This window comes from Pseudomonas taiwanensis (assembly GCF_013393345.1).
Lineage (GTDB): Bacteria > Pseudomonadota > Gammaproteobacteria > Pseudomonadales > Pseudomonadaceae > Metapseudomonas > Metapseudomonas resinovorans_C.
The window spans coordinates 127,416-152,401 of sequence record NZ_QJRF01000066.1; the positions used below are offsets into that span (position 1 = coordinate 127,416).

Sequence of the window (24,986 nt, forward strand, 5' to 3'; positions counted from 1 at the left end):
TTGCTCCTTGGAAATCAGAAACCGCTTTCCCTCACCCCCAGCGCCGCCAGACGGCGCCAGGCGAAACCGAGGACCGACTGCCCTTCCCCGTCCAGAACCACCACGCCGCGCAGCGGCTGGGCCGGGTGGATGGAATCGTCCAGCAGGCTAAGACGCACGCCGTACTGGGCCTGCACCGGCTCGGCGCGGTGCTGGGCATCGCGGCGCACGGCGATGGGGCCGTGATGATCGGAACTGAGCGCTTCCAGCTCCAGGTAAGCGACGCCGGTGGCATCCACCTCCTCCAGCCGTACCGGAATTGCGGGGCGCGCCGGGTCGTCGGCGATGAAGCGGCCCTCCGCCCCCGACTGCACGCGCCAGAGATATTCTTCGGCCAGGTAGCCGCGCAGTCGCTGGCCGGGTTCCACCACTCGCGCCAGGGCCTCCTGCGGGCTTAGCCAACGCCCAACCGTGAGATCGGGCAGCAGGTCGCGCACGACGCCAGCCTGGGGTGCGCGCAGTTGCAGGCGTTCGCGCTGGGCGGCCAGGCCGCGGTACTCGGCCACGGCCTCGGCCAGTCGCTGTTCGAGGATGCCGGCGTCGGCGGCGGTTTCACTGCGCCCTGCCTGGCGGCGTAGTTGCAGTTGGAGGATTTCGATCTCGCGGCGAACGATGGACTGGCGCGAATCCAGGTCAGGGGATTCCAGTTCCAGCAGCAGCGTGCCCTGCTCCACCGCCTGACCATCCTTCACCTGCAACGCCTTCAGCCGTGCCGCCACAGGCGCATGCAGGGCCGTGGCACGGGAGGCTTCGAGTAACGCGGGGACCTCGACCGAACTGCGCCACGGCAGCACCAGCAGGGCCAGCAGCACCAGCAGTCCACTGCCGGTCAGCAGTACCTTGCGCGGGTTCGCCTGATCGCGGCGCTGCCACCACTCCAGCAACTCCTTCCAGATCGGCAGGCCGATGAACCAGACCAGCTCCACCAGCATCAGGAAGATGCCCAGCACCTTGAAGAACAGGTGATAGACCGCCAGGGCGATACCGAAGAACAGCACCGCGCGCCACAGCCAAGAGCCATAGCCCCAGGTGATCAGTCGCCGTGCCATGGCGGGCTGCCAAGGTTCGGGCATGGGCTCGCCGTAGCCGAACAAGACCTCGCGCAGGCGCCAACGGCACAGGGCAAAGGCGCGCGCCTGGAGGTTGTCCACGCCCCAGAGATCGCTGAGCAGGAAGTAGCCGTCGAAACGCATGAAGGGGTTGAGGTTGATCAGCAGCGTGGTGATCCAGGTGGCGCTGGCCAGCATGAAGGCCGAGGTGCGCAGCGGGCCGTCCGGCAGCAGCGACCAGGCCAGCAACGCCAACACCGCCAGTACCAGTTCGGCGAGCACACCACCGGCGCCGATCAGCAATCGTGAGCGCCTGTCATTGACCCGCCAGGCGTCGCTGACGTCGGTGTAGAACATCGGCAGCAGGACCATGAAGGCCAGGCCCATGCTCTGCACCCGGCAGCCAGCGCGCTTGGCCATGAAGGCATGGCCGAATTCGTGGCAGAGCTTGGCAAAGGTCAGGGCCACGCCGAAGGCCACCGCCCCACCGAGGCTGAACAGGTGCGGGAAGGTGGCGATGAAGCGCTGCCAGTCGCGCACCACCAGAAACAGCCCGAGGGCAAACACCAGCGGCAGGCCCCAGCGCAGCAACCAATGGCCATTGCGCTCCAGCACGGGCCAGGCGCGGTTGAGGAAGGCGTCTGGGCGCCACAGCGGAATGCGGAAGAACAGGTATTGATGCAGCACGCGCTTGCCCAGGCTCTGCTGCTGGGCAGCGGACTTCATCGCGTAGCTGGCGCGCTGATCCTCATCCGACGCGGCGATCAGGTCATGCCCGCGCAGAAAACGCAGCATCTCTTCCAGCTCAGCACCGCCCAGGGGCAGGCCCGGCTCGGCGTTGGCGGCCTCCAGCACCCGCTGCGGATCGCTCAGCGCCCAGTGGCGCAGCAGGCGCACGGCAGCGGCGCCCAGCTTGAAATAGCGGCCGCGCAAGGGATCGGCCAGGGTCCACTGGGGAGCACCGTCCAGGCCAGGCGCGGCCGGTGACAGCTGAAGGTCAGGACGCAGCGCGGGCAGCATCAGAAGCCCAGGCTCTGACGCAACGCGGCGAGCGGCCGGCGCAGCAGGTAGTAGGCCAATGGCGCGCGGTCGCCGAAGAGTTTGGCGGTGCCTCGCAGACCGATACGCGGCGGAGCGTCACTGAAGGCGGCATCGAGGCGGTAGGCCAGTTGCCCGGCGGCGGTGGACTGGGCCTCATAGGCGGAACGTTCGAGGCGCGCGGCATGACGGTTGAGCGGATCGCTGTCGAGGAACAGCGCCACTTCGGCGCCGGGTTGCAGGGCGATGGCATCCCCCACCGGCAGCTCGATGCGCAGTTCGGCCTGGGTCGGATCGGCGATCTGCATCAGTCGCTCGCCGGTCTGCACCGGCTTGCCGGTAAGGCGCTCGGCGTCGGCGAATACCGCAATACCGGCACGTTCGGCGCGTACCTCGCTACGCGCCAGCAGCTGGCGGGCATAGTCACGCTCGGCGCGCTTCTGCTCCACTCGAGCCGCGAGCAGGTCAATGCGCGCGCTGGATTCCGCATCGGCAAAGGCACGTTGTGTGTTGGCCTTGAGTTCGGCCTCGGCGACGCCCAGGGCGCGCTCGGCAACGTCGGCCTGGGCCTTGAGACTGGTGGCATCGAAGCGCACCAGCAGGTCGCCCGCAGCGACGTTCTGATTGGGCTTGACCAGGAACTCGGCGATCACCCCGTCCAGCGGCGCTGCGACCACCCGGCCCCCCTGGGGCACCACTTCGGCGGGCGCCAGCACCGATTGGCGCACCGGGATCAGGAGCAGCAGACAGAGTCCGCCGGCAATGGCCAGCAGCTTCTTCTTCGGCCAGCGCAGGCGCCAGGGTTTGCGCGGCTGCAGTGCCAGCCAGGCGTGGGCGTAGGTGTCACCAAGCTGGGTCAGCAACGCCAGCTCGGCGTCATTGAAAGCATGCTCGCGGGCCAGCCAGAGCCCACCAAAGACTTCACCACCACGGTCTTTCAGAGGAACCCAGCACGCGTGGGCGGCGGACAACGCCTGCCAATCGGCGCGGGACTGCTCGTCGAGGGATTCGGCGTCGATGGCGGCCGTTGCGCTTAACCGGTCCTGGCCAAGCAACTGCGCGGCGGCGCGTTCGACAAAGGCCACGAAGGGCGCGTTGGGCTCCACCAGGCTGATCCCGGTCAGCGCCTGCACCTTGCCGGCGATCAGCAACGCCGCATGGCGAAAGCCGAACAGGGCCTGGCCGTCGTTGACCATGGCGAAGGCCAGCTGCTCGGTGCTGATCTTCTGGCGAGCCTGTTGCTGCAGGCCGAGAAAGAGCGCGAAGACGCGCTCGACTGCCCCCGGTGCAGCTGCGTTCATGGCTTCTCCGGGAAGTGCGCGGTGCCACTCATACCGGCCAACAGGCCAGGTGCCTCGGCAGGCAGACCGCCGATCAGCAGCAGGGTCTGGCTACCTTCGTCGATGCGCGCGCCAAGGCGCTTGACCACCGCGTGCAACGGCTGGCCGGTTTCGTCGGGCACGAATTCGAAGGCCTGCTCGGGCTTGAGCCGGCTCAGCCAGCGCGAGGGCACCAGCAGGTGGATCTCCAGGGTGCGGTTGTCCACCACATCCAGCAGCGGCGCGCCACTGGCGACGCTCTCATGGGGCTGCACCTTGCGCGCCACCACCTGGCCGTCGAAGGGGGCCTTCACCTGGCAGCGCTGTACCTGCACCTGGTAGACCTGCGCTTCGGCCTGGGACTGCGCCTGGCGCGCCTCGGCCAGGGCCACTTCGAAACGGCCGACGGAATTGAGGGCAGCCAGTTGCTGCTTGTTCTTCAGTTCTTCGCGGGCGGCGCGCACGGCGGAATTGGCGGCGTTGAGCTGGGCCTGGTAGGCGCTGCAGTCGAAGCGCACCAGCACCTCGCCCTTCTTGAACGCCTGGCCTTCGGCATAGGGCATTTCGACGATGCGCCCGGCCAGTTCGCTGGCCAGGACGGCCTGGTTGCGCGCACGCAGCACGCCACGGGCTTCACTGCCCGAAGCGCTCGCTGCAGCGGGGACGTCGAGCAAGGGATCCTGCGCGGGCGGCTCATCCGCCCCTGCGGTAGCGATCAGCCCAACCAAGCCCAACAACGTCCACAGCGTGCGTTTCATCAAGGCCATTCCCTGGAAAGAAGTGGGCAAGAGTCTATGAGAGCTGTCGGACAATAGGAATCTGGTCGGAGGAATTATCTTGCCACCATGGAGGACCCAGCGCTGGGTGAAGCACGTGTAGGAGCTAGCTTGCTAGCGAATGCCGGCCATTTCGCCAGCAAGCTGGCTCCTACAGACAATGCGCGCTGTAGCGACGGTCGATCGTGTAGGAGCTAGCTTGGCGAATCCGCACCTCAGACCATTTCCAGCGGACGCTTGCGCCGTGGCGGCGGGAAGCTGTGGTCGATCAGGGCGAGGTCGTCGGCGCTGAGCTGGAGCTTATGGGCTTCGGCGTTCTGCTTCAGGTGCAGCGGGTCGACGGCCTTGGGAATGACAATCACACCGTCCTGGCGCAGTGTCCAGGCGAGGGCCACCTGGGCGGTGCTGGCCTGGTGGCGACGCGCGACCTCTTGCATCGCCGCATTGCGCAGCAGCTTGCCGCCCTGCCCTACCGGGCAGTAGGCCATGAGCGGCATGCCCTGTTGTTGCTGGAAGGGCAGCAGGTCGAACTCGATACCGCGCGCTTCGGGGTTGTACAGCACCTGATTGGCGGCGCAACCAGCAGGTAACTCGTGAAGGTCGTCAAGGTCGAGGTTGGAAACGCCCCAGCGCGCAATCTTGCCCTGTTCGCGCAAGCGCTCGAAGGCTTCCACGGTTTCCTCCAGCGGATGCTCGCCACGCCAGTGCAGCAGGTAAAGATCGAGATGGTCGGTGCCCAGGCGCTTGAGGCTTTGCTCACACGCCACGGCGGTGCCACGGCGGCTGGCGTTCCACGGGTAGACCTTGCTGACCAGGAAGACCTGATCGCGCAGACCGTCAATGGCTTCGCCTACCACGTCCTCGGCACCGCCTTCGGCGTACATCTCGGCGGTATCGATCAGGCGAAGGCCCAGCTCCAGCCCTTGGCGCAGCGCCGCGACTTCGCGCGTGCGTTCACTGCGGTTCTCGCCCATGTGCCAAGTGCCCTGGCCGATGGCGGGCACCTGGGTGCCGTCTGGGAAGGTGATGCTTTGCATGGCGTATTCCTCGGAAATTCCGTTCAGTCGGGATTGCCGGCAGCTGGGGCGCGATCTTCCGGCAATGGACCGAGCGGCTCAAGCCCAGGGATCGTACGAGCCAATGCTCCACAGGTGGCCTTCCGGGTCGCGGCAGGTAAAGCTTCGTCCGCCGTAATCCTCGTCCTTCAGCGGCAGCACGATGGTGGCGCCGGCGGCCACGGCGCGGGCGTGCACACCATCGACGTCGGCCACCACCAGATAGATGCTCTGGGTGCCAAGCCCGCCGGTTTCATCGGGCTGACGCATGAGGCGGCCGTAATCAGTGTCGCGCACGGAACCGAGCATGATCATGCCGTCGCCAAGGCTTAGCTGGGCATGGGAGATGCTGCCGTCCTGCTCGGGCACCACCAGATGCTCGACGAAGCCGAAGGTGTGGCAGAGCCAGCCGATGGCGGCGGGCGCGTCGCGGTAACGCAGGCAGGGAATGGCAGCTGAACCGGCCATGGCGATGATCTCCGTAGAAAGTGGATGGATTCAGCCTAGTCGCTTCCGGCAATTCGCTGTCGCCAAAAAGCATCGGGCCCGCACATGGCGGGCCCGATGGTGGAGCGATGAAGATCAGGCAGCGTCGCCGATCGGCTCGTCCGACTTGGCAGGAGCCAGGTTGAGCGCCTTGTACAGCACCACCAGCAGCACCAGGAAGGCCGGCCCTACGTAAAGCGCGACGCGGGTATCGGGGAAGTAGGCCATCAGGCCCACTACCAGCACCAGGAAGGCCATGGCCAGGTAGGAGCTGAGCGGGAACAGCCACATGCGGTACTGCAGCTTGCCCTGCTCGGCGGGGGTGAGGCTGCGGCGGAACTTCAGTTGCGCCAGCAGGATCATCGCCCAGGTCCAGATAGCGCCGAAGGTGGCGATGGAGGTCACCCAGACGAACACTTTCTCCGGCACCAGGTAGTTGGCCAGCACACCCAGCAGCAGTGCAGCACCGGACACCAGGAGCGCGCGACGCGGCACACCGTTGGAGGTGACGGCGAAGGCGCGCGGCGCCTGGCCTTGCTGGGCCAGGCTGTAGAGCATGCGGCCGGTGCTGAAGATGCCGCCGTTGCAGGACGACAGCGCAGCGGTGATCACCACGAAGTTGATGATGCCGGCGGCAGTCTTGATGCCCAGGCTCTCGAAGGTCATCACGAAGGGGCTGCCCTGGGTGCCGATCTCGTTCCACGGATAGATGGAGAGGATCACGAACAGCGCGCCGACATAGAACAGCAGGATGCGCCAGAACACCGAGCCGATGGCCTGGGGAATGGTCTTCTGCGGGTTCTTCGCTTCGCCGGCGGTGAGGCCGATCATCTCAACGCCGAGGTAGGCGAACATCACCATCTGCAGGGACATCAGCACGCCCTGCACGCCGTTGGGCATGAAGCCGCCGTGTTCCCAGAGGTTGGAAATGCCGGTGGCAATACCGTCATTGCCGAAGCCGAAGACGATCATGCCGGTGCCGGCCACCACCATCGCGACGATGGTGACGATCTTGATCAGGGCGAACCAGAACTCGAACTCACCGAAAGCGCGCACGGCGATCAGGTTGATGCCGCCCATGCTGATCAATGCCGCCAGGGCCCATATCCAGCGCGGCACCTCGGGGAACCAGACGCCCATATAAATAGCCACGGCGGTGATTTCCGCCACGCAGGTCACCAGCCAGAGGAACCAGTAGTTCCAGCCGGTCAGGAAGCCGGCCAGCGGGCCGAGGTAATCCTGGGCATAACGGCTGAAGGACCCCGCCACGGGGTTATGCACAGCCATCTCGCCGAGGGCGCGCATGATCACCAGAATGGCGAGCCCGCCAATGATGTAGGACAGCATGATGGCCGGACCGGCCATCTGGATGGCCTTGGCCGAACCCAGGAACAGCCCGACGCCAATGCAAGCGCCCAAAGCCATCAGGCGGATATGACGCTCACCGAGGTCTCGGTGCAGCGATTCATGTTGTGGCTGATGATCAGCTACGGACATGGGGTGGTACCTCATCTTGTAGTTGTCGAGGAGTCAGCCGCGTAGCCGAGAAGCCGGGTCGTGGTAACGACCCTTGGCCGCCTGGAAGTGCCGTCCTTGTGGGGCGGAACGGTCCGGCGGGCGCAGACGCGTCCGAGATCGGCGGCGAGTCTTGCACAAAGACGAGGCAACGTCATGCCTACTTTTGGTGCACTGAAGTACCAGTGGAACGGGTGGGGAGCGCCGTCTTTCGCGACCCGCCCCATGGGTTTCGCAAGCTCAACCCATCCTGCTTTTCGACTTTTCATATTCGTAGGATGGGTTGAGGAACGAAACCCATCGCGGGGTACCGCAAAGCCCGGTCGATGGCCAAGTGCCGGCCTTCGCTGCGACTTTCTCGCGCGGGACGTGTCCAACTTGAAACGTTGGCGCGCCAGCTGTTGTCGAGTTGCATCCGATTGTCGCCTGTCATTGATTCGCTCCCGTTTTTGCCGCAACTCCACCATGCAGCCGGCCGACGACCTACTAACATTGCAATCAAGAGCGGTGACAGGCCAGGCCGGTGGACTATGGGCGCAATATGGCAATCCGACGAAACCAGGAACGAGGTACCCCCAGGTAGTCTCAATGACTCCGGCGTTCCGCCGGAAAAGCCGCCACGCCGCAGGCACCGTCTCCTGTTCTGGAGCATTTTCCTGGTGACCAGCGGTATCGTCGCTGCTGCCGCCACTCATGAAATGCAGACGTCGCGCTTTCAGGCGCGAGAACTCAGCCGCTACGCCGCGACGCTGAGCTACAAGCTGGAAGATGGCCCGAGCAAGGCAATCCGCTATCCCGGCGACGGCCCCTTCGACCGCCGCCTGGGCTATGCCTCCCTGCCGGAGATGCTCGAACGCCTGGAAAAACGCGGCTATGCGATTGAGCAGCAGACGCGCTTCTCGCCGGCGTTGATCAACTACGCCGATCGCGGGCTGTTCCCGCCCTACCGGGAAAAGAGCCAGGCCGGCATCAGCATCTGCGACTGCCGTGGCCTGCCCTTCTATCAGTTCAGTTATCCACAGCAGCGCTACCCGGATTTCGTCAGCATCCCCCCGCTTCTGGTCAGCAGCCTGTTGTTCATCGAAAACCGCAAACTGCTGGATCAGGAAACGCCGCTGGCCAACCCGGCGGTGGACTGGCCGCGCTTCTCCAAGGCGGCACTGACCCAGGTAGGCAAGGCCATCGACCTGGACGGCCAGTCGGCGGGCGGCAGTACGCTGGCCACCCAACTGGAGAAATACCGTCATTCGCCCTACGGCCGCACCGCCTCGGCCTCGGAAAAGATCCGCCAGATGGTCTCCGCCAGCGTGCGCGCCTACCAGGGCGGCCCGGAAACCCTGGCCGCCCGCGAACGCATCGTCATGGACTACCTCAACAGCGTGCCGCTCTCGGCCGCGCCGGGGCACGGTGAGGTACACGGCGTCGCCGATGGGCTGCGTGTCTGGTACGGCGCCGACTTCAATCGGGTCAACCAGATACTGGGGAACAAGGACAGCGACCTGGCCGAACGCGGCCTGGCCATGCGCCAGGTGCTCTCGCTGTTCATCGCCCAGCGCCGTCCTTCCTATTACCTCTCCAGCGCCCATGAAGAGCTGAACACCCTGACCGACAGCCATATCCGCGTGCTGGCTGGCGCAGGGATCATCGACACGCCACTACGCGATGCCGCCCTGGCTGCCAGGCTGCGCTTCCGCAACTGGGTGGAGGAACCGGCGCTCCAGGCCGTGGAAGCGAACAAAGGCATCAGCGTCACCCGCAGCCGCCTCTCGAGCATGCTCAAGATGCCGCTCTATGACCTGGACCGCCTTGATCTCACCGCCAACAGCACCTTGCAGAGCGAATTGCAGAACGCCGTGACCGACTACTTGCGCCACTTGGCCGACCCAGCCTTCGCCGAGCAGGTCGGGCTATACGGCGAACGCCTGCTGTCCCCGGAGAAAACCCGCGAAGTGCGCTACAGCTTCACCCTCTTCGAGCGCACCCCGTCGGGCAACCGCGTGCGCGTGCAGACCGACAACACCGACCAGCCTTTCGACATCAACGAAGGCAGCAAGCTGGAATTGGGCTCCACCGCCAAGCTGCGGGTGCTCGCCACCTACCTGGAAAACATCGCCACCCTGCACCAGCGCTACGCCGGCCTGCCGGTGGCGGAGCTGCGCAAGGTTCCGGTCGACCCGCTGGACTTCATCACCAAGTGGGCCATCGACTACCTGATCATGACCAAGGACCGCAACCTCGACGCCATGCTCCAGGCGGCCCTGGACCGCAAGTACTCCGCCAGCCCCTATGAAGCCTTCTTCACCGGTGGCGGGCTGCACACCTTCAACAACTTCCGCAAGGAAGACAACGATCGTCGCCCCACCCTGCGCGATGCCCTGCGCGAATCCATCAACCTGCCGTTCGTGCGTCTGATGCGCGATATCGTGCGGCACGATATGTACCGCCCCGACGGTGGCAAGATGCAGCTCCTGTCCGACGACAAGGACCCGCGCCGCCAGGGCTACCTGGACCTGTTCGTGTCCCGCGAAAGCCAGACCTATCTGCGCCGTTTCTGGAACAAGTACCAGGGCAAGGATGCGGAGCAACGCATGTCGACCTTCCTCGACGGCCTCAACCCCTGGGGCGCGCGGATGGCCGCCATCCACCGCTACCTGCAACCCCAGGCCGATCTCGCCACCTTCGCCGCGTTCATGCGCGAGCGGGTGCCCAAGGCCAACCCGGCGCTGACCGACAAGCGCGTGGAAGACCTCTACAAACGCTACGGCCCCGGCGCCTTCGACCTCAACGACCAGGGCTACGTGGCCCGCGTGCACCCACTCGAACTCTGGCTGCTCGGCTACCTGCAGGCGCACCCGCAGGCGACCTATCGGGAGGCCGTGGAGGCCAGTGGCGACGAACGTCGCGAAGTCTACGGCTGGCTGTTCAAATCCAAGCGCAAATACGCTCGCGACAAGCGCATCCGCATCATGCTGGAGGTGGAAGCCTTCCTCGACATCCACGAACACTGGAAGTCCCTTGGCTACCCCTTCGACCACCTGGTGCCATCGCTCGCCACCGCCCTGGGCAGCTCCGGCGACCGCCCGGCCGCCCTCGCCGAACTCATGGGCATCATCCTCAACGACGGCGTGCGCCAATCCACCCTGCGCATCGAACAGCTGCACTTCGCAGCCGACACCCCTTACGAAACTCTGGTGGGCCAGCAGACCAGCGAAGGCAAGCGGGTGATGACCTCGGAAGTCGCCGCGACCCTGCGCGATGCGCTTTCCAAGGTGGTTGAAGGCGGCACCGCCCGACGCCTGCAAGGCAGCTTCACATTGCCTGACGGCCAGCCGCTGGTCATGGGCGGCAAGACCGGCACCGGCGACAACCGCATCCAGACCGTGACCCGCTGGGGCACGGTGAAGAGTTCCAAGGCGATGAACCGCACCGCGACCTTCGTCTTCTATCTGGGTCCGCGCCACTTCGGCACCCTCACTGCCTTCGTCGAAGGCAGCCAGGCGGACAAGTTCAGCTTCACCTCTGCCCTGCCCGTGCAGGTCCTCAAGGGCATGGCGCCGATACTGCAGCCCTACCTCGCCCCCGGCCTGAACACCCAGTGCCAGGACCTGGCGCCGGCCGTGCAGGTGAGCAGGCGGTAGGCCTTTCGTAGGGTGGACCACGCTTTATCGGTCCACCATCGGCGTCAGGCCCGGCCACGCTGGTGGATGTGAAAAGCGACATCCACCCTACGGGCTACCGGAGCCCGCCATTTCCACACCTCCGTAGGTTGGCGCCAAGCGCAGCGCGGCCCAACATTGGAGCTCAACCGAAACACGATGCGTTGGGCTTCGCTTCGCTCTGACGGAGCGCCGCCCGTACCAACCTACCGGAGCCCCGCCACTCCCGCGACGATCAACACCACCGACACCAGCTTCGTCGGCGTCAACGCTTCTCCCAGCAAGAGGAATCCCAGCAGCACCGTGCCCAGGGTGCCGATGGCCGTCCAGATGGGGTAGGCGATGCTCACCGGCAGCACGCGCATGGACAGCGTCAGGAACCAGATCCCGGCCACCGCGGCCACCACCACCAACACGCTGGGCCAGGGCCGGGTGAAGCCTTCGGCGTACTTCATGCCCATGGCGAAGAGCACTTCGAAGAACGCGGCTACCAGCAGGAATATCCAGGCCATGGCCGCCTCCTCAGAAAGTTTCCGCCAGGTCCGCCAAAGTCCGTTCGGCACGCTGGTAGGACTGCTCGAACGCCTCGCCACCGAACTCGTCATTCTCCACCGCCACCACCGTGACGTCGGTGATGCCGATGTAACCCAACACCGTGCGCAGGTAGGCGTCGGAATGGTTCATGTGGGCGTTGGCGCCACCTGGGCCGTAGCCGTGGTCGCCACGGGTGGTGATGATCAGCGCCTTGCGCCCCAGCACCAGCGGGGTATAGGGATTGCCTTGCTTGTTCGGGTCGAAGTCGAAGGTGCGGCGAATCCGCACGATCTGGTCGACCCAGGCCTTGACCCCGCTGGGCACGCCGAAGTTGTACATGGGCGCGGATATCACCAGGCGGTCCACCGAGAACAGCTCGTCCACCAGCAGGTCGCTCACCGCGAGGTCCGCCTTCATCACCTCGGTGCGCGCCTCGGGTTCTGGATGGAAGGCGGCGGCGATCCAGCCTTCGGTGACGGCGGGAATGGCCACCCGCCCCACTTCGCGGCGCAGCACCTGGGCGTCTTCCTGCCGCGCCTGCCAGGCCTTGAGGAAGGACTCCTGCAAACGACGGGAATGGGAACGCTCGCCACGCGGGCTACCTTGCACGGAAAGAATGGTACTCATCTCAATCTCCTTGATGACTGTGCTTCCAGAAGCACATGAATTGGCGGAAACTCAGGCGCTAAGCTAGTGACGCCAGCCATTTCGGACAAATGAGGATTACTTCATTTGGATGAATTGGATTCATCCATGGAGCTTTTCATGTTTTCCAGCCTTCCCCTGACCGCCCTGCGCACCTTCGAATCCGCTGCGCGCCTTTCCAGCTTCAAGGCCGCCGCCGAAGAACTCGCAGTGACGCCGACAGCGGTGTCGCACCAAATCCGCGGCCTGGAGAGCTGGCTTGGGGTGCCACTGTTCGACCGTCTACCCCGCAGCGTGCGCCTGACGGCTTGCGGCCAGCGTCTGTTCGGCAGCCTCCATGGCGCCCTGCTGGAGGTCACCCAGACCCTCGACCAGCTACGCCCGCAACGCAGCAGCGGCAACTTGACCCTGTCCACCACGCCGGCGTTTGCCGCGCTCTGGCTGATCCCCCGGCTCGGCCGCTTCTACGCCGAGCACCCGGAAGTAAGCGTGCGCCTGGATACCAGCAACAGCCTGATCGACCTGCACCAGGACGCCAGCGTCGACTTCGTGATCCGCTACGGCATGGGCGATTACCCCAACCTGCACAGCCAGTGCCTGCTGGACGAATGCTTCGGCGTCTATGGATCGCCAGCCCTGGTAGCCGGACTCGGCAACGAATTGCCGACGCTGATCACGGTGCGCTGGCGCAACGCCCTGCTCTACGAGCTGGGCTGGAAGGCCTGGTGCCAGGCGGCTGGAGCGGAACACCTGCTGGCTAGCGCACCGCAGCGGGAATACGACGAGGAACACTACGCCCTGCAAGCTGCCATCGCAGGCCAGGGCCTGGTGCTGGCCAGCTCGATCCTGGTTTCGGAAAGCCTGGCCAGCGGCCTGCTGGTGCCCTTCCGGCCGGAAATCAGTGTCGCCGGCGCGGGCTACTCGACGCTTTGCGTGCCGGGGCGTGAACGGCACCCGCCGGTGAAGGCCTTCTTCGACTGGTTGAGTCGGGAAGTTGGGTGAGCGGTGTGGGGCGCACAAATTGTAGGGGCGAATTCATTCGCCAAGGACTGCGCAGCAGACCCTGCCTGGGAGGGCAGACCTTCGGCCTGCTTGGCGAATGAATTCGCCCCTACAGGAAAAGCGCCCCTCCAAATCGAACAAAATAACGAACACAAACTCAGCCGCGACAAGCCACCACAGCCACTAAATTGCCTTTCACCCTCAATATCGCTAACATTGTGTTCATTATGCTGAACACACTGCTCCACCCCTTCCTCTTCGCCCGCCTCGCTTCCCGCGAGCGCCACTGGACCGGCGACCTGTAGCCCCTCCCCTTTCCTCATTGCCGTGGAAGCGTCGGGCGCACCCCGATGTTCCAAGGTCAGGATTTCCTGCAAACACGTCGTTCGCCTCCGGGCGGAGGGCTCTGCATGCCCATGGGAGGGCACCATGCGTTCCTGGTTCTATCTGTTGGCCGCGATTCTTTTTGAAGTCGTCGGCACCACTTCGATGAAGTTCGCCGCCGAGCACGCCCCCGTGTTCGGCTACGTGCTGATGTACGGCCTGATCGGCCTGTCGTATTTCTTCCTGTCGCTGGCAATCAAGCGGGTGCCGGTCGGCGTGGCGTACGCCCTCTGGGAAGGTATTGGCATCGTGCTGATCACCCTCGTCAGTGTGACCTGGCTGGGCGAGAGCATCGGCTTGATCAAAGCGCTCGGCCTGACGGTGATGATCGCCGGCATCCTGCTGATCAAGTTCGGTACCCGTGCCGCACACGAGGCCCACGGCCAGGAGGTGATGGCATGAACGGCGTGACCTGGATTCACTTCGCCTGGCTCGGCGCCGCCATCGCCCTGGAGGTGCTGGCCAACGTGCTGCTGAAGTATTCCGACGGCTTCCGCCGTCGTTTGCTGGGGGGTGCGGCGATTCTCTGCATCCTGATGGCCTTCACCGCACTGGCGCAGGCGGTACGCGGTATCGACCTGTCGCTGGCCTATGCCATCTGGGGCGGTTTCGGCATCCTCGCCACTGTCGCAGTGGGCTGGACGCTGTTCGGCCAGCGCCTGGCGGGCCGTGGTTGGCTCGGATTGGGATTGCTGCTGGTGGGGATGGGGTTGCTGAAACTGGCGTGAAACTCGGAAATGCCCCTGTAGGGTGGATCACGCTTCATCGATCCACCATGGGTGTTGAGCCTGGCCACGCTGGTGGATGTAAAAAGCGACATCCACCCTACACACCGGCCCCGCTCGTTGGGTTTCGTTCCTCTACCCAACCTACGTCATCGTCCGGCCGCTGCACCCGCCAAAAAATCGCGGGCAAAAAAAGGGGCGACCATCTGGTCGCCCGCCCAATCATTCCGGGAGAGGAATGTCAGAAACGCTTGTGTCCGCATCACGCAAGATTCAGACAGGACCCTTTTTACGCATCCTCCCTCCCCCGGACCATTGAACGATGGTCTAACTCTCGTCCTTGCCCAATCCGTGCAACTTCAGTTTGTTGGCGATGGTGGTGTGGGAAACCCCGAGGCGTTTGCCCAGTTGGCGGCTGCTGGGATGCTCGGCGTAGAGCCGTTCCAGCACCGCCTTTTCGAAGCGGCCGATGATCACGTCCAGCCCGCCGTCCAGTGAAAAGTCGCCCAAGGGCTGCGGCGCGCCATAGTCCGGCAGGCGGATATGTTCGGGACGGACGGTGCCGCCATCACACAGCGAAACCGCCTGGAACAACACGTTCTCCAGTTGCCGCACATTGCCCGGCCAGTGGTAGTGGCCGAGTTTGTCCAGCACTTGCGGCGCCAGTTTCGGCAGGCTGCAGCCGATCTGTCGGCTGGCCGAATCGAGGAAGTGGTCCGCCAGCGGCGGCAGGCCGTCCAGGCACTCGCGCAATGGCGGGATGTGCAGCGACAGCACGTTGAGTCGGTGGTAGAGGTCCTGGCGGAATTCGCCCTTGGAGCAGAGTTCGGACAGGTCCACCTGGGTAGCGCAGATCACCCGCACGTCGAGGTAAACCTCTTCATCGCTGCCCACCCGGCGGAAGCAACCGTCCTGCAGGAAGCGCAGGAGCTTGGCCTGCAGGCGCGGACTCATCTCGCCAACACCATCGAGGAACAGGGTGCCGCCGGCGGTGAGTTCCAGAAGACCGAGCTTGCCTTCCGGTCGGGCGCCCTCGAAGGCGCCGGGGCCGTAGCCGAACAGTTCGGTCTCGGCCATGGATTCGGGCAGGCCGGCGCAGTTCAGCGCCATGAACGGCGACTGCCCGCGTGGGCTGGCCAGGTGGCAGGCGCGGGCCAGCAGTTCCTTGCCGGTGCCGGTCTCGCCTTCGATCAGCAGCGGCGCATCCAGCGGTGCCATGCGCCGGGCTTCGCGGACCACAGCGGCCATCACCCTGGAGCTCTGGAAGATGCTGTCGAAGCCTCGCAGCTCATGCTTGCGCACGTTGTAGATGCGCTCGCCAACCCGGTCGGCGCGATGCAGTGTCAGCACCGCGCCAGCCAGGGCTTCGCTTTCATCGTGCTCGGACTGCAACGGCGCGATATCGGCGAGGAAGGTGTCGCCCTTGACCTTGATGCGCAGCCCATTGATCCGGGCCTTGTTGGCGCGCACCAGTTCCGGCAGGTCGAAGTCCTCGACATAACGCGACAACGGGATTCCCGGCACTTCGTCCACGCGCACGCCAAGCAGTTGGGCCGCCGCGCGGTTGGCTGCGACTATCGAGCCGCCCATATCGATGGACAGCACCGGGAAATCCAGCGCGCCCAGCAACGCGTTCAGCTCCAGATGGCGGCGCTCGCTGGGCATCAGTCCCACGCGCTTGACGCCGAACACGCCCGGAATAGCTTCGAGCTTCGGCCGCAGCGACTGCAGCTGCAGGTTGATCATGTTCGGACAGAGCAGGTAGATGGCATTGCCCTGGTCGCCGCCGACTTCACCGCGATTGACGTTGATGCCGTAATCGACGAGCAGGTTGAGGATGTCGCGGAGGATTCCCACGCGGTTCTGGCAATGGACTTTGATACGCATCAAGCACCCCTGGGTCGGGTTGTTCCTTGGGTAATCGACGAAAGAATCCGTTCTCGACCCCACTTTTCCGTCAAGAATATGTGACATATCGCCGCTCCGACAAGGCGATATCTGGCCTCCCCGCCGCCACTGTAAATATTTCCTTACGCTTTGACGACCCTGCCTGGTCCTATGCAGGCCTTGCCCCTGCTGCGTTGTGGCCCGGTCTGCGCTATCGATATGGCAACACAACAACGAAGCCCCATCCCCCAGGAGGCCGAATGAAAACGACGCAGTACGTGGCCCGCGAACCCGATGCCAACGGTTTCATCCATTACCCGGAAACCGACCATCAGGTATGGAACACCCTGATCACCCGCCAGTTGAAAGTGATCGAAGGCCGCGCATGTCAGGAATATTTCGACGGCATCGAGCAGCTCGGCCTGCCCCATGACCGCATTCCGCAACTGGGCGAAATCAACAAGGTGCTCCAGGCGACCACTGGTTGGAGCGTTGCCCGCGTTCCGGCGCTGATCCCCTTCCAGACCTTCTTCGAACTGCTGGCCAGCCAGCAATTCCCGGTAGCCACCTTCATCCGCACGCCGGAAGAGCTGGACTACCTGCAAGAGCCGGACATCTTCCACGAGATCTTTGGCCACTGCCCGCTGCTGACCAACCCCTGGTTCGCCGAATTTACCCACACCTACGGCAAGCTCGGCCTCAAGGCCACCAAAGAGGAGCGTGTCTACCTCGCGCGCCTGTACTGGATGACCATCGAGTTCGGCCTGATGGAAACCTCGCAGGGCCGGCGTATCTATGGCGGCGGCATCCTCTCCTCGCCGAAGGAGACGGTCTACGCTCTGTCGGGTGAGCCCGAGCACCAGGCCTTCGACCCGCTGGAATGCATGCGCACCCCCTACCGCATCGACATCCTGCAACCGCTGTATTTCGTGCTGCCGGACCTCAAGCGCCTGTTCGACCTGGCCCATGAAGACATCATGGCGCTGGTGCACAAGGCCATGGGCATGGGCCTGCACGCGCCCAAGTTCCCGCCGAAGCCGAAGGCTGCCTGAGTCACACGGAATGAACGTTGGTTGGGCCGGGCGGCGTTCCGCTGAACGCCGCGACGCCCAACAACCCACGCGTTGGGCTTCGCTTCGCTCTGCCCAACCTACAAAAATACTGGAGCCCCCCATGACCGCCCTGTCCCAAGCCCATTGCGAAGCCTGCCGCGCCGACGCACCGCTGGTATCCGACGAAGAACTGGCCGTACTGATCAAGCAGATCCCCGACTGGAATATCGAAGTGCGTGACGGCGTCATGCAGCTGGAGAAGGAATTCCGCTTCAAGAACTTCCGCTATGCCCTGGCCTTCACCAATGCAGTGGGCGCCATTGCCGAGGAAGAAGGTCATCACCCGGGTCTGCTGACCGAGTGGGGCAAGGTCACCGTGACCTGGTGGAGCCATGAGGCCAAGGGCCTGCATCGCAACGACTTCATCATGTCCGCTCGTACCGACCAGGTCGCGGAGACCGCCGAGGGCCGTAAATGAGCCATTTCGCCAAGGTAGGCCGGGTGCCCGGCGATCCCATCCTCGGTTTGATGGACGCCTACCGCCTGGACCCCAACCCGGCCAAGATCGACCTTGGCGTGGGCGTCTACAAGGACGCCCGGGGCCTGACGCCCATTCCCCATGCAGTGAAACTCGCCGAGCAACGCCTGGTGGACACCGAAACCACCAAGACCTACATCGGCGGCCACGGTGACGCGGCCTTCGGCCGACTGCTGCTGGACCTGGTGCTGGGTACCGGCAACTCGCTCGAGGCTGCAGGCCGCGCCGGTGCTACCCAGACTCCGGGCGGCACCGGCGCACTGCGTCTGGCGGCGGAATTCATCGCCAGCAACCTGCCGGGCCGTGGCGTGTGGCTGAGCGATCCGACTTGGCCGATCCACGAAACCATCTTTGCCGGTGCCGGCATCGCGGTCCGTCACTATCCCTACGTGGATGCGGCCAACCGCCTGGATGTGAGCGCCCTGCTCGCAGCCCTGGAGCAGATCCCCAACGGTGACGTGGTGCTGCTGCATGCGTGCTGCCACAACCCCACCGGCTTCGACCTTTCCCAGGACGACTGGCGCAAGGTGCTGGAGGTAGTCAAGGCGCGCGAGCTGCTGCCGCTGATCGACTTCGCCTACCAGGGTTTCGGTGATGGCCTGGAAGAAGACGCCTGGGCCGTGCGCCTGTTCGCCGAGGCGCTGCCGGAAGTGCTGGTCACCAGCTCGTGCTCGAAGAACTTCGGTCTCTACCGCGAGCGTACCGGCGCACTGATCGTCTGCGCCGCCGACACCGAGAAGCTGGTCGACGTTCGCAGCCAACTGGCCTTCCTCGCCCGAAACCTCTGGTCCACCCCGCCCGCCCACGGCGCCGCGGTGGTCGCCACCATCCTCGGTGACGCCACGCTCAAGACCCAGTGGATGACGGAACTGGAAGTCATGCGTTCACGCGTCGCAGAACTGCGTGCTGGCCTGGTGGAAGCCCTGCAGCCCTATGGCCTCGCGGATCGTTTCGCCCACATCGGCGCGCAACGCGGCATGTTCTCCTACACCGGCCTCTCGCCTGAACAGGTGGCCCGCCTGCGTGCGGAGTTCAGCGTGTACATGGTGAGCACCGGCCGGGCCAACGTCGCGGGGCTGGACCACAGCCGCATCGCCGACCTGGCCGCTGCCATCGCCAAGGTCTGCTGAGGCACGCGCTTCCCACAGGTTGTGGCTCGGAGAGCCCAATCTGTGGGATGTTTTGCAGCCGTTAGCAGATGAGGTCTTAACGGAAGCAAAGCCTTGCCCTCCGTCCCCCGCCTCGTTTCGCCCCGTACCAACCTGTTTGACTTCTCCCGGCGCAATTCACCGCTGTCGTAGCACCGCGCTCGTCGTTTAACGATGCTTCTGGAAAACCAGACCCTCAAGGTGCGGAGCGTCCGCGCACCTTGAGGGAGCGAAGCGGTGAATCAGGCAACTTGTGCCAGTTGAGCCTTGGCCGAAGCCAGGCCTTTCTCCTGGAACTCGTTGCCCATGTTCAGGCCTTCGGCGTGGATGAAGGTCACGTCATGGATACCAATGAAGCTCATGGCCTGGCGCAGGTAAGGTTCCTGATGGTCCATGGGGCTGCCGGAGTAGATGCCGCCGCGAGCGGTCAGGACGAAGGCACGCTTGCCGGTGAGCAGGCCTTTCGGGCCGGTTTCGGTGTACTTGAAGGTGACGCCGGCGCGCAGCACGTGGTCCAGCCAGGACTTCAGGGTGCTGGGGATGGCGAAGTTGTACATGGGGGCAGCCATGACCAGTACATCGGCAGCCAGGAGTTCCTCGGTCAGCAGGTTGGAACGCTGCAGGGCGGCTTTCTCGCTGTCGCTCTGCTGGTCCGCGGGCTTCATCCAGCCGCCCAGCAGATCGCCGTCCAGGTGCGGAACCTGTTCGATGGCGAGGTCGCGAACGGTGATTTCATCTGCCGGGTGGGCGGCTTGCCACTTGGCAATGAAGTCCTGGGTGAGCTGGCGGGAAACGGAACCTTGCTGGCGGGCACTGCTTTCGATGACGAGTACACGGGACATTTGGGCTACCTCCATCGGGGGTTGATTGCGTCGATGGGGCGCAGATTAGATCGTCACTAATCGATGAAAAAGCGGAAATATCCGCTTCAAAATATCAAGAAAGTTGATTTGTAGTAGGAGGGGCACTAGGCTGCTTGCTGTGCCCGAATTCGCGTTTTGACTACTTGGGATTGCAAGTCAGCTTGATCCGCAGCTTGATGATCGCGCGGCTGAAATTAGCGGTCAGGTAAGCGCTCTTGCCGTTCTCAATGACGGCCTTGCGCACCTTTGGGGTCTCCGGGCCGTTCACGAATACCACCTTGCACTCTGCCGGCGTTCCACCGACGTTCTGAATGTTGATGGCGGCCAGGTTGTTGTCGATGTCCGTGGTGTCGTAGACGAGTTCGGCGCCGTTGTACTGCTTCTCCACTTCGATGGGGTAAGCGAAGGCCAGGGTTGGCAGCAGGGCGAACAAGGCACAGCACAGCTTTTTCATGGGCGATCTCCAGTGCAGAGGCCGCCAGCTTAACAGAGCGCCGCAAGCGGAATCAGCGCCATGAGCGCGCCCAATTTGCCGGCATAAGCAGCTAGAGGAGCAGCTCCGCATGAAAGCCCCGCGCGTGACACTGGACCAGTGGCGAACCCTGCAAGCGGTCGTGGACCACGGCGGTTTCGCCCAGGCCGCCGAAGCGACCCATCGTTCGCAATCCTCGGTCAGCTATACGGTTGCGCGCATGCAGGAACAGCTGGGCGTTCCGCTGTTGCGCATCGAAGGTCGCAAGGCCGTGCTGACCGAAGCCGGCGAAGTGCTGCTGCGACGCTCGCGGCAACTGGTCAAGCAGGCCAGCCAACTGGAAGAACTCGCCCACCATATGGAGCAAGGCTGGGAAGCCGAAGTACGCCTGGTGGTGGACGCGGCCTATCCCAATGCCCGCCTGGTGCGCGCCCTCACCGCCTTCATGCCGCAGAGCCGCGGCTGCCGCGTGCGCCTGCGGGAAGAAGTGCTGTCCGGCGTGGAGGAGGTGCTGCTGGAGGGTTCGGCCGACCTCGCCATCACCACACTGGATATCCAAGGCTACCTGGGTGCCGGACTCTGCTCGGTAGAGTTCGTCGCCGTCGCTCACCCCGACCATCCCCTGCATCGCTTGCAACGGGAGATCAGCTTCCAGGACCTGGAAAGCCAGTTGCAGGTGGTGATTCGCGATACCGGCCGGACCCAGCCGCGCAACGTCGGCTGGCTGGGTGCGGAACAACGCTGGACCGTTGGCAGCCTGTCCACAGCCGCCAACTTCGTCAGCAGCGGCCTCGGTTTCGCCTGGCTGCCGCGCCACCTCATCGAGCGGGAACTCAAGGAAGGCCAGCTCAAGCCGCTGCCCATGGAGCAAGGTGGTAGTCGCCATCCCTCCTTCTATCTATATGCCAACAAGGACAAGGCCCTCGGCCCGGCGTCGCAGATCCTGGTCGAACTGATCAAGACCTTCGATTCCGCCCCCCTGGATGCCCCCTTCGCCGCTCCGCTTCCCAGCGCCTGACAGGAGGTCACATGTCCTATTTCGAGAACGACGGTTGCCAGCTTCACTACGAGGACTACGGCCGCGGCATGCCCGTCCTGCTCGTGCACGGCCTCGGTTCCAGCACCCGCGACTGGGAATACCAGGTCCCCACCCTCGCCGCCCATTACCGGGTGATCGCCATCGATGTGCGCGGCCACGGCCGCTCCGACAAGCCCCATGAACGCTACAGCATCGCCGGCTTCGCCGATGACGTGGCGGCGCTGATCGAGCACCTCAAGCTGATCGACGTGCATCTGGTCGGCATCAGCATGGGCGGAATGATCGGCTTCCAGCTCGGCGTCGATCACCCGGAACTGCTGCGCAGCCTCACCATCGTCAACAGCGGCCCCGAGGTGAAACCCCGCACGCCGAAGGATTTCCTGGAGATCGCCAAACGCTGGACACTCTCGCGCCTGCTCAGCCTCGAAAGCATCGCCAAGGCGCTCGGCGGCCTTCTGTTCCCGCTGCCCGAGCAGGCCGACCTGCGCCGCAAGATCGAAGAACGCTGGCCGCAAAACGACAAGCGCGCTTATCTCTCCGCGCTAAACGCCATCATTGGCTGGGGCGTGCGCGACCGCCTGCAGCGCATCCAGTGCCCGACCCTGGTGATCACTGCCGATAGCGACTACACCCCGGTCGCCCAGAAAGAGACCTACGTGAAGGAACTGCCGAACGCGCGCCTGGTGGTCATCGAGAACTCCCGTCACGCCACTCCCCTGGATCAACCCGAACGTTTCAACGCCACCCTGCTCAACTTCATTGATGAAGTGGAGCGCAACAAGGAACAAATCCCATGCTGAAGAAACTTGTCCTGGGCGCCTGCGCCCTGTTCGTCTCCCTGAACCTGATGGCTGCCGACAAGCCCCACGTGCTGCTGACCACCAGCGCCGGGGAAATCGAGGTGGAACTGGAAGCCGACAAGGCCCCGGTCAGCGTGAAGAACTTCCTCGACTACGTGGATGCCGGTTTCTACAACGGCACGGTGTTCCATCGCGTCATCCCCGGTTTCATGATCCAGGGCGGCGGGTTCGATACCGACATGAGCCAGAAAGACACCCGTGATCCGATCAAGAACGAAGCCGACAACGGCCTGCGCAACCTGCGCGGCACCCTGGCCATGGCCCGCACCCAGGCGGTGAACTCGGCCACCAGCCAGTTCTTCATCAACCACAACGACAACGCCTTCCTCGACCACGGCAGCCGCGACTTCGGCTATGCCGTGTTCGGCAAGGTGGTACGCGGCATGGACGTCGTGGACCAGATCGCCAACGTCCCCACCGGCAATCGCGGGATGTTCCAGAACGTTCCGCTGCAACCGGTGGTGATTCTCTCCGCCAAACGGCTCTGACGCCCTCGGCCCGGGCAGGAAGCCCGGGTCGATCGCTCCACCTTCGGATGGATTCGCCATGCTGTTCCAACGCTTCGAGCGCCTGATCGACGTCTTTCGCCAGGCGCCAGACGAAATGCCCCCGCGCAGCGTGCTGCGCTTCTACGCCTATTACCTGCGCCAGGTCTGGCCGATCTTCAGCGCCTTGCTGTTGGTGGGGCTGATCGTTGCCCTGATCGAAGTGGCGCTGTTCAGCTTCCTGGGCCGCATCGTCGACCTGATCCAGGCCACCCCCACGGGCGAACTCTTCCGGCTGCACGGGACGGAACTGACCTGGATGGCCGTGGTGACGCTGATCCTGCGGCCGCTGTTCAACAGCCTGCACGATCTGCTGGTGCACCAGAGCATCACACCCGGACTGACCAACCTGATCCGCTGGCAGAACCATCGCTATGTGCTGAAACAGAGCCTGGGCTTCTTCCAGAACGACTTTGCCGGGCGCATCGCCCAGCGCATCATGCAGACTGGCAACTCCCTGCGCGACTCGGCGGTGCAAGCGGTGGACGCCCTCTGGCACGTGCTGATCTACGCAGTCAGTTCGCTGGTGCTGTTCGCCGAAGCCGACTGGCGCCTGATGGTGCCCCTGGTGTTGTGGATAGCCGGTTACCTCTGCGCCCTCCACTACTTCGTGCCACGAGTGAAGCGGCGCTCGGTGGAGTCCTCCGACTCCCGCTCGCAGCTGATGGGGCGCATCGTCGACGGCTACACCAATATCACCACCCTCAAGCTCTTCGCCCATACCCGCGAGGAGGAGGACTACGCCCGCGAAGCAATCGGCGACCAGACGCGCAAATCCCAGGCGATGGCGAGGGTGATCACCGCCATGGATGCCACCGTGACCATCATGGGTGGCCTGCTGATCGTCAGCACCTGCGGCCTCGCCCTGTGGCTGTGCAACCAGGGGCTGATCAGCGTCGGCGCCATCGCCCTGGCCACCGGCCTGGTGATCCGGATCATCAGCATGTCCGGCTGGATCATGTGGGTAGTCACCGGAATCTTCGACAACATCGGCCAGGTGCAGGACGGTATGCAGACCATCGCCGTGCCGCGCCAGGTGACCGACCAACCGGATGCTCAACCGCTGAAGGTCGACCGGGGCGAGGTGCGCTTCGAGCGCATCGCGTTCCACTACGGCAAAGGCAGCGGCGTGATCGAAGGCCTCGACCTGGTGGTGCGGCCTGGCGAAAAGATCGGACTGGTCGGCCCCTCCGGCGCCGGCAAGTCGACCCTGGTCAACCTGCTGCTGCGCCTCTACGACCTGGAAAGCGGGCGCATCCTCATCGACGGCCAGGACATTGCCCGGGTGACCCAGGAAAGCCTGCGGGCGCAGATCGGCATGGTCACCCAGGACACCTCGCTGCTGCACCGTTCGATCCGTGACAACCTGCTCTACGGCCGTCCCGGCGCCAGTGATGCAGAACTGTTGGAAGCGGTGTACAAGGCCCGCGCGGGTGAGTTCGTTCCGCAGCTTTCGGACGCCAACGGCCGACGCGGATTCGACGCCCATGTCGGCGAACGCGGCGTGAAACTGTCCGGCGGCCAGCGTCAGCGCATCGCCATTGCCCGCGTTCTGCTCAAGGACGCCCCCATCCTGATCCTCGACGAAGCCACTTCAGCGCTGGACTCCGAAGTGGAAGCGGCCATTCAGGAAAGCCTCGAAACCCTCATGCGCGGCAAGACAGTCATCGCCATCGCCCACCGGCTGTCCACGATCGCACGCATGGACCGCCTGGTGGTGCTGGACAAGGGGCGCATCGTGGAAAGCGGCAGCCACGCGCAATTGCTGGAGCACGGTGGTCTCTACGCGCGCCTCTGGCAACACCAGACAGGCGGATTCGTCGGCGTGGATTGAGTTCTGGCCGCGTCGTTTCATCGACGCGGCTGATCTCCACTACAAGGCGCTTTGATTTCAATCGGGCGCAGCCGGCTGGTCATATGGGTCCCGTATCTGGTTTCACCTGAAACCCGCCACGGACCCCGAGAGGATCAGCCCATGAAGATCGCATCCGCCGTCAGCGCCGTTCTCGCCAGCCTCGCTCCAAGTGTGTTCGCCCAGGACCACCAGCGCGACGTAGGCGCCGGCATTCCCGCAGTCGACTATCACTACGGCATGGAACTGGACGTCCAGCGCGTCCTGTATCGCACCGACGCAACCCAGCGCGCAGGCGTGGTACCGGTGACCATGGTCTACGAGGACAGCCAAGGCGACCTGCACAAGGTTCGCTTCCTCGAGTGGGGCAGCCACACCAGCAACAGCTGATCCGCAAGCAACGGGAACTCTCCAGAGGGTTCCCGATGTGTTGCACCGGCGTACCAGCTAGACCACGAACGAAGAAATTTCAGAATCTGCGACAAACGGTCGCAGCGCCTCAAGCAT

At 64.3% G+C, this 24,986-nt stretch carries 23 protein-coding genes; 12 read left to right on the forward strand and 11 right to left on the reverse strand.

Going from position 1 to position 24,986, the window contains the following annotated elements:
• Window positions 1-14 precede the first annotated feature (14 nt).
• The 6 genes from DM872_RS18375 to DM872_RS18400 all read right to left on the reverse strand — a co-directional run bounded on the left by DM872_RS18375 (window position 15) and on the right by DM872_RS18400 (window position 7,259).
• Window positions 15-2,111 carry an efflux RND transporter periplasmic adaptor subunit gene (locus DM872_RS18375; protein WP_179061009.1) on the reverse strand — a complete coding sequence of 699 codons (2,097 nt, stop codon included), beginning with the start codon at window positions 2,109-2,111 and terminating at the stop codon, window positions 15-17.
• A complete protein-coding gene (locus DM872_RS18380; protein ID WP_179060823.1) occupies window positions 2,108-3,427 on the reverse strand; it encodes an efflux RND transporter periplasmic adaptor subunit in 1,320 nt (439 codons plus the stop codon). Before DM872_RS18380 ends, DM872_RS18375 begins: the two co-directional genes overlap by 4 nt.
• A complete protein-coding gene (locus DM872_RS18385; RefSeq protein WP_179060824.1) occupies window positions 3,424-4,203 on the reverse strand; it encodes an efflux RND transporter periplasmic adaptor subunit in 780 nt (259 codons plus the stop codon). The genes DM872_RS18380 and DM872_RS18385 overlap by 4 nt, the downstream gene beginning before the upstream one ends.
• A 233-nt stretch (window positions 4,204-4,436) precedes the next feature.
• Entirely contained in the window at window positions 4,437-5,258 is an 822-nt protein-coding gene (locus tag DM872_RS18390; protein WP_179060825.1) for an aldo/keto reductase, read from the reverse strand.
• A 78-nt stretch (window positions 5,259-5,336) separates the two neighbouring features.
• Window positions 5,337-5,744 carry a VOC family protein gene (locus DM872_RS18395; protein ID WP_179060826.1) on the reverse strand — a complete coding sequence of 136 codons (408 nt, stop codon included), beginning with the start codon at window positions 5,742-5,744 and terminating at the stop codon, window positions 5,337-5,339.
• Window positions 5,745-5,858: 114 nt separating this feature from the next.
• Entirely contained in the window at window positions 5,859-7,259 is a 1,401-nt protein-coding gene (locus DM872_RS18400; protein ID WP_179060827.1) for an amino acid permease, read from the reverse strand.
• Between the two features lie 548 nt (window positions 7,260-7,807).
• On the opposite strand from DM872_RS18400, the gene DM872_RS18405 reads away from it, so the two are divergent.
• Complete coding sequence (locus DM872_RS18405) at window positions 7,808-10,915, forward strand: transglycosylase domain-containing protein (protein ID WP_179060828.1); 3,108 nt, start codon at window positions 7,808-7,810, stop codon at window positions 10,913-10,915.
• Between the two features lie 224 nt (window positions 10,916-11,139).
• Here DM872_RS18405 and DM872_RS18410 read toward each other — a convergent pair whose 3' ends face one another.
• Together DM872_RS18410 and DM872_RS18415 are read right to left on the reverse strand one after the other, a co-directional pair.
• Window positions 11,140-11,445: a DMT family transporter gene (locus DM872_RS18410; protein ID WP_179060829.1), complete on the reverse strand. Its 306-nt coding sequence runs from the start codon at window positions 11,443-11,445 to the stop codon at window positions 11,140-11,142.
• 10 nt (window positions 11,446-11,455) lie between these two features.
• Complete coding sequence (locus DM872_RS18415) at window positions 11,456-12,094, reverse strand: FMN-dependent NADH-azoreductase (RefSeq protein ID WP_179060830.1); 639 nt, start codon at window positions 12,092-12,094, stop codon at window positions 11,456-11,458.
• 138 nt (window positions 12,095-12,232) lie between these two features.
• Here DM872_RS18415 and DM872_RS18420 point away from each other — a divergent pair, with 138 nt between their 5' ends.
• The 3 genes from DM872_RS18420 (at window position 12,233) to mdtI (ending at window position 14,226) form a co-directional block, all read left to right on the forward strand.
• Window positions 12,233-13,114 carry a LysR substrate-binding domain-containing protein gene (locus tag DM872_RS18420; protein ID WP_179060831.1) on the forward strand — a complete coding sequence of 294 codons (882 nt, stop codon included), beginning with the start codon at window positions 12,233-12,235 and terminating at the stop codon, window positions 13,112-13,114.
• 429 nt (window positions 13,115-13,543) lie between these two features.
• Window positions 13,544-13,900 (forward strand): SMR family transporter, encoded by a 357-nt coding sequence (locus tag DM872_RS18425; protein ID WP_179060832.1) that lies wholly within the window; start codon window positions 13,544-13,546, stop codon window positions 13,898-13,900.
• Complete coding sequence (gene mdtI, locus DM872_RS18430; RefSeq protein WP_179060833.1) at window positions 13,897-14,226, forward strand: multidrug/spermidine efflux SMR transporter subunit MdtI; 330 nt, start codon at window positions 13,897-13,899, stop codon at window positions 14,224-14,226. The genes DM872_RS18425 and mdtI overlap by 4 nt, the downstream gene beginning before the upstream one ends.
• Window positions 14,227-14,550: 324 nt before the next feature.
• Here mdtI and DM872_RS18435 read toward each other — a convergent pair whose 3' ends face one another.
• The gene (locus DM872_RS18435) at window positions 14,551-16,110 is read right to left on the reverse strand and encodes a sigma-54-dependent transcriptional regulator (RefSeq protein WP_179060834.1); all 1,560 of its coding nucleotides are present in this window, start codon (window positions 16,108-16,110) and stop codon (window positions 14,551-14,553) included.
• A 260-nt stretch (window positions 16,111-16,370) separates the two neighbouring features.
• Here DM872_RS18435 and phhA point away from each other — a divergent pair, with 260 nt between their 5' ends.
• From phhA to DM872_RS18450, 3 genes are all read left to right on the forward strand, one after another.
• The gene (gene phhA, locus DM872_RS18440; RefSeq protein ID WP_179060835.1) at window positions 16,371-17,162 is read left to right on the forward strand and encodes a phenylalanine 4-monooxygenase; all 792 of its coding nucleotides are present in this window, start codon (window positions 16,371-16,373) and stop codon (window positions 17,160-17,162) included.
• 121 nt (window positions 17,163-17,283) lie between these two features.
• Entirely contained in the window at window positions 17,284-17,640 is a 357-nt protein-coding gene (locus DM872_RS18445; protein ID WP_077525746.1) for a 4a-hydroxytetrahydrobiopterin dehydratase, read from the forward strand.
• On the forward strand, window positions 17,637-18,830 hold the full coding sequence (locus tag DM872_RS18450; RefSeq protein ID WP_179060836.1) for an amino acid aminotransferase: 1,194 nt from the start codon (window positions 17,637-17,639) through the stop codon (window positions 18,828-18,830). Before DM872_RS18445 ends, DM872_RS18450 begins: the two co-directional genes overlap by 4 nt.
• A 260-nt stretch (window positions 18,831-19,090) precedes the next feature.
• Here DM872_RS18450 and DM872_RS18455 read toward each other — a convergent pair whose 3' ends face one another.
• Complete coding sequence (locus DM872_RS18455) at window positions 19,091-19,690, reverse strand: FMN-dependent NADH-azoreductase (RefSeq protein ID WP_179060837.1); 600 nt, start codon at window positions 19,688-19,690, stop codon at window positions 19,091-19,093.
• 160 nt (window positions 19,691-19,850) lie between these two features.
• Complete coding sequence (locus tag DM872_RS18460) at window positions 19,851-20,165, reverse strand: 3-phosphoglycerate kinase (RefSeq protein ID WP_179060838.1); 315 nt, start codon at window positions 20,163-20,165, stop codon at window positions 19,851-19,853.
• A gap of 109 nt (window positions 20,166-20,274) precedes the next feature.
• Between DM872_RS18460 and DM872_RS18465 the strand changes: the two genes are divergently transcribed.
• From DM872_RS18465 to DM872_RS18485, 5 genes are all read left to right on the forward strand, one after another.
• Window positions 20,275-21,201 carry a LysR family transcriptional regulator gene (locus DM872_RS18465; protein ID WP_179060839.1) on the forward strand — a complete coding sequence of 309 codons (927 nt, stop codon included), beginning with the start codon at window positions 20,275-20,277 and terminating at the stop codon, window positions 21,199-21,201.
• 11 nt (window positions 21,202-21,212) lie between these two features.
• On the forward strand, window positions 21,213-22,022 hold the full coding sequence (locus tag DM872_RS18470; protein ID WP_179060840.1) for an alpha/beta fold hydrolase: 810 nt from the start codon (window positions 21,213-21,215) through the stop codon (window positions 22,020-22,022).
• On the forward strand, window positions 22,016-22,570 hold the full coding sequence (locus DM872_RS18475) for a peptidylprolyl isomerase (protein ID WP_179060841.1): 555 nt from the start codon (window positions 22,016-22,018) through the stop codon (window positions 22,568-22,570). The genes DM872_RS18470 and DM872_RS18475 overlap by 7 nt, the downstream gene beginning before the upstream one ends.
• Window positions 22,571-22,628: 58 nt before the next feature.
• The gene (locus DM872_RS18480; RefSeq protein ID WP_179060842.1) at window positions 22,629-24,461 is read left to right on the forward strand and encodes an ABC transporter ATP-binding protein; all 1,833 of its coding nucleotides are present in this window, start codon (window positions 22,629-22,631) and stop codon (window positions 24,459-24,461) included.
• A gap of 141 nt (window positions 24,462-24,602) precedes the next feature.
• Window positions 24,603-24,869, forward strand: a complete 267-nt coding sequence (locus DM872_RS18485; RefSeq protein WP_077526380.1) for a DUF2790 domain-containing protein — start codon at window positions 24,603-24,605, stop codon at window positions 24,867-24,869.
• The last annotated feature ends 117 nt before the right edge of the window (window positions 24,870-24,986 follow it).

Bases quoted from the DNA above. Each gene is read 5' to 3' on its own strand.
- DM872_RS18460 (WP_179060838.1), bottom strand. From the start codon at position 20,165: ATGAAAAAGCTGTGCTGTGCCTTGTTCGCCCTGCTGCCAACCCTGGCC.
- DM872_RS18385 (WP_179060824.1), bottom strand. From the start codon at position 4,203: ATGAAACGCACGCTGTGGACGTTGTTGGGCTTGGTTGGGCTGATCGCT.
- DM872_RS18390 (WP_179060825.1), bottom strand. From the start codon at position 5,258: ATGCAAAGCATCACCTTCCCAGACGGCACCCAGGTGCCCGCCATCGGC.
- DM872_RS18480 (WP_179060842.1), top strand. From the start codon at position 22,629: ATGCTGTTCCAACGCTTCGAGCGCCTGATCGACGTCTTTCGCCAGGCG.
- DM872_RS18485 (WP_077526380.1), top strand. From the start codon at position 24,603: ATGAAGATCGCATCCGCCGTCAGCGCCGTTCTCGCCAGCCTCGCTCCA.
- DM872_RS18465 (WP_179060839.1), top strand. From the start codon at position 20,275: ATGAAAGCCCCGCGCGTGACACTGGACCAGTGGCGAACCCTGCAAGCG.
- DM872_RS18405 (WP_179060828.1), top strand. From the start codon at position 7,808: ATGGGCGCAATATGGCAATCCGACGAAACCAGGAACGAGGTACCCCCA.
- DM872_RS18445 (WP_077525746.1), top strand. From the start codon at position 17,284: ATGACCGCCCTGTCCCAAGCCCATTGCGAAGCCTGCCGCGCCGACGCA.
- DM872_RS18435 (WP_179060834.1), bottom strand. From the start codon at position 16,110: ATGCGTATCAAAGTCCATTGCCAGAACCGCGTGGGAATCCTCCGCGAC.
- DM872_RS18400 (WP_179060827.1), bottom strand. From the start codon at position 7,259: ATGTCCGTAGCTGATCATCAGCCACAACATGAATCGCTGCACCGAGAC.
- phhA (WP_179060835.1), top strand. From the start codon at position 16,371: ATGAAAACGACGCAGTACGTGGCCCGCGAACCCGATGCCAACGGTTTC.
- DM872_RS18470 (WP_179060840.1), top strand. From the start codon at position 21,213: ATGTCCTATTTCGAGAACGACGGTTGCCAGCTTCACTACGAGGACTAC.
- DM872_RS18415 (WP_179060830.1), bottom strand. From the start codon at position 12,094: ATGAGTACCATTCTTTCCGTGCAAGGTAGCCCGCGTGGCGAGCGTTCC.
- DM872_RS18380 (WP_179060823.1), bottom strand. From the start codon at position 3,427: ATGAACGCAGCTGCACCGGGGGCAGTCGAGCGCGTCTTCGCGCTCTTT.
- DM872_RS18420 (WP_179060831.1), top strand. From the start codon at position 12,233: ATGTTTTCCAGCCTTCCCCTGACCGCCCTGCGCACCTTCGAATCCGCT.
- DM872_RS18455 (WP_179060837.1), bottom strand. From the start codon at position 19,690: ATGTCCCGTGTACTCGTCATCGAAAGCAGTGCCCGCCAGCAAGGTTCC.
- DM872_RS18425 (WP_179060832.1), top strand. From the start codon at position 13,544: ATGCGTTCCTGGTTCTATCTGTTGGCCGCGATTCTTTTTGAAGTCGTC.
- DM872_RS18475 (WP_179060841.1), top strand. From the start codon at position 22,016: ATGCTGAAGAAACTTGTCCTGGGCGCCTGCGCCCTGTTCGTCTCCCTG.
- DM872_RS18395 (WP_179060826.1), bottom strand. From the start codon at position 5,744: ATGGCCGGTTCAGCTGCCATTCCCTGCCTGCGTTACCGCGACGCGCCC.
- mdtI (WP_179060833.1), top strand. From the start codon at position 13,897: ATGAACGGCGTGACCTGGATTCACTTCGCCTGGCTCGGCGCCGCCATC.
- DM872_RS18450 (WP_179060836.1), top strand. From the start codon at position 17,637: ATGAGCCATTTCGCCAAGGTAGGCCGGGTGCCCGGCGATCCCATCCTC.
- DM872_RS18410 (WP_179060829.1), bottom strand. From the start codon at position 11,445: ATGGCCTGGATATTCCTGCTGGTAGCCGCGTTCTTCGAAGTGCTCTTC.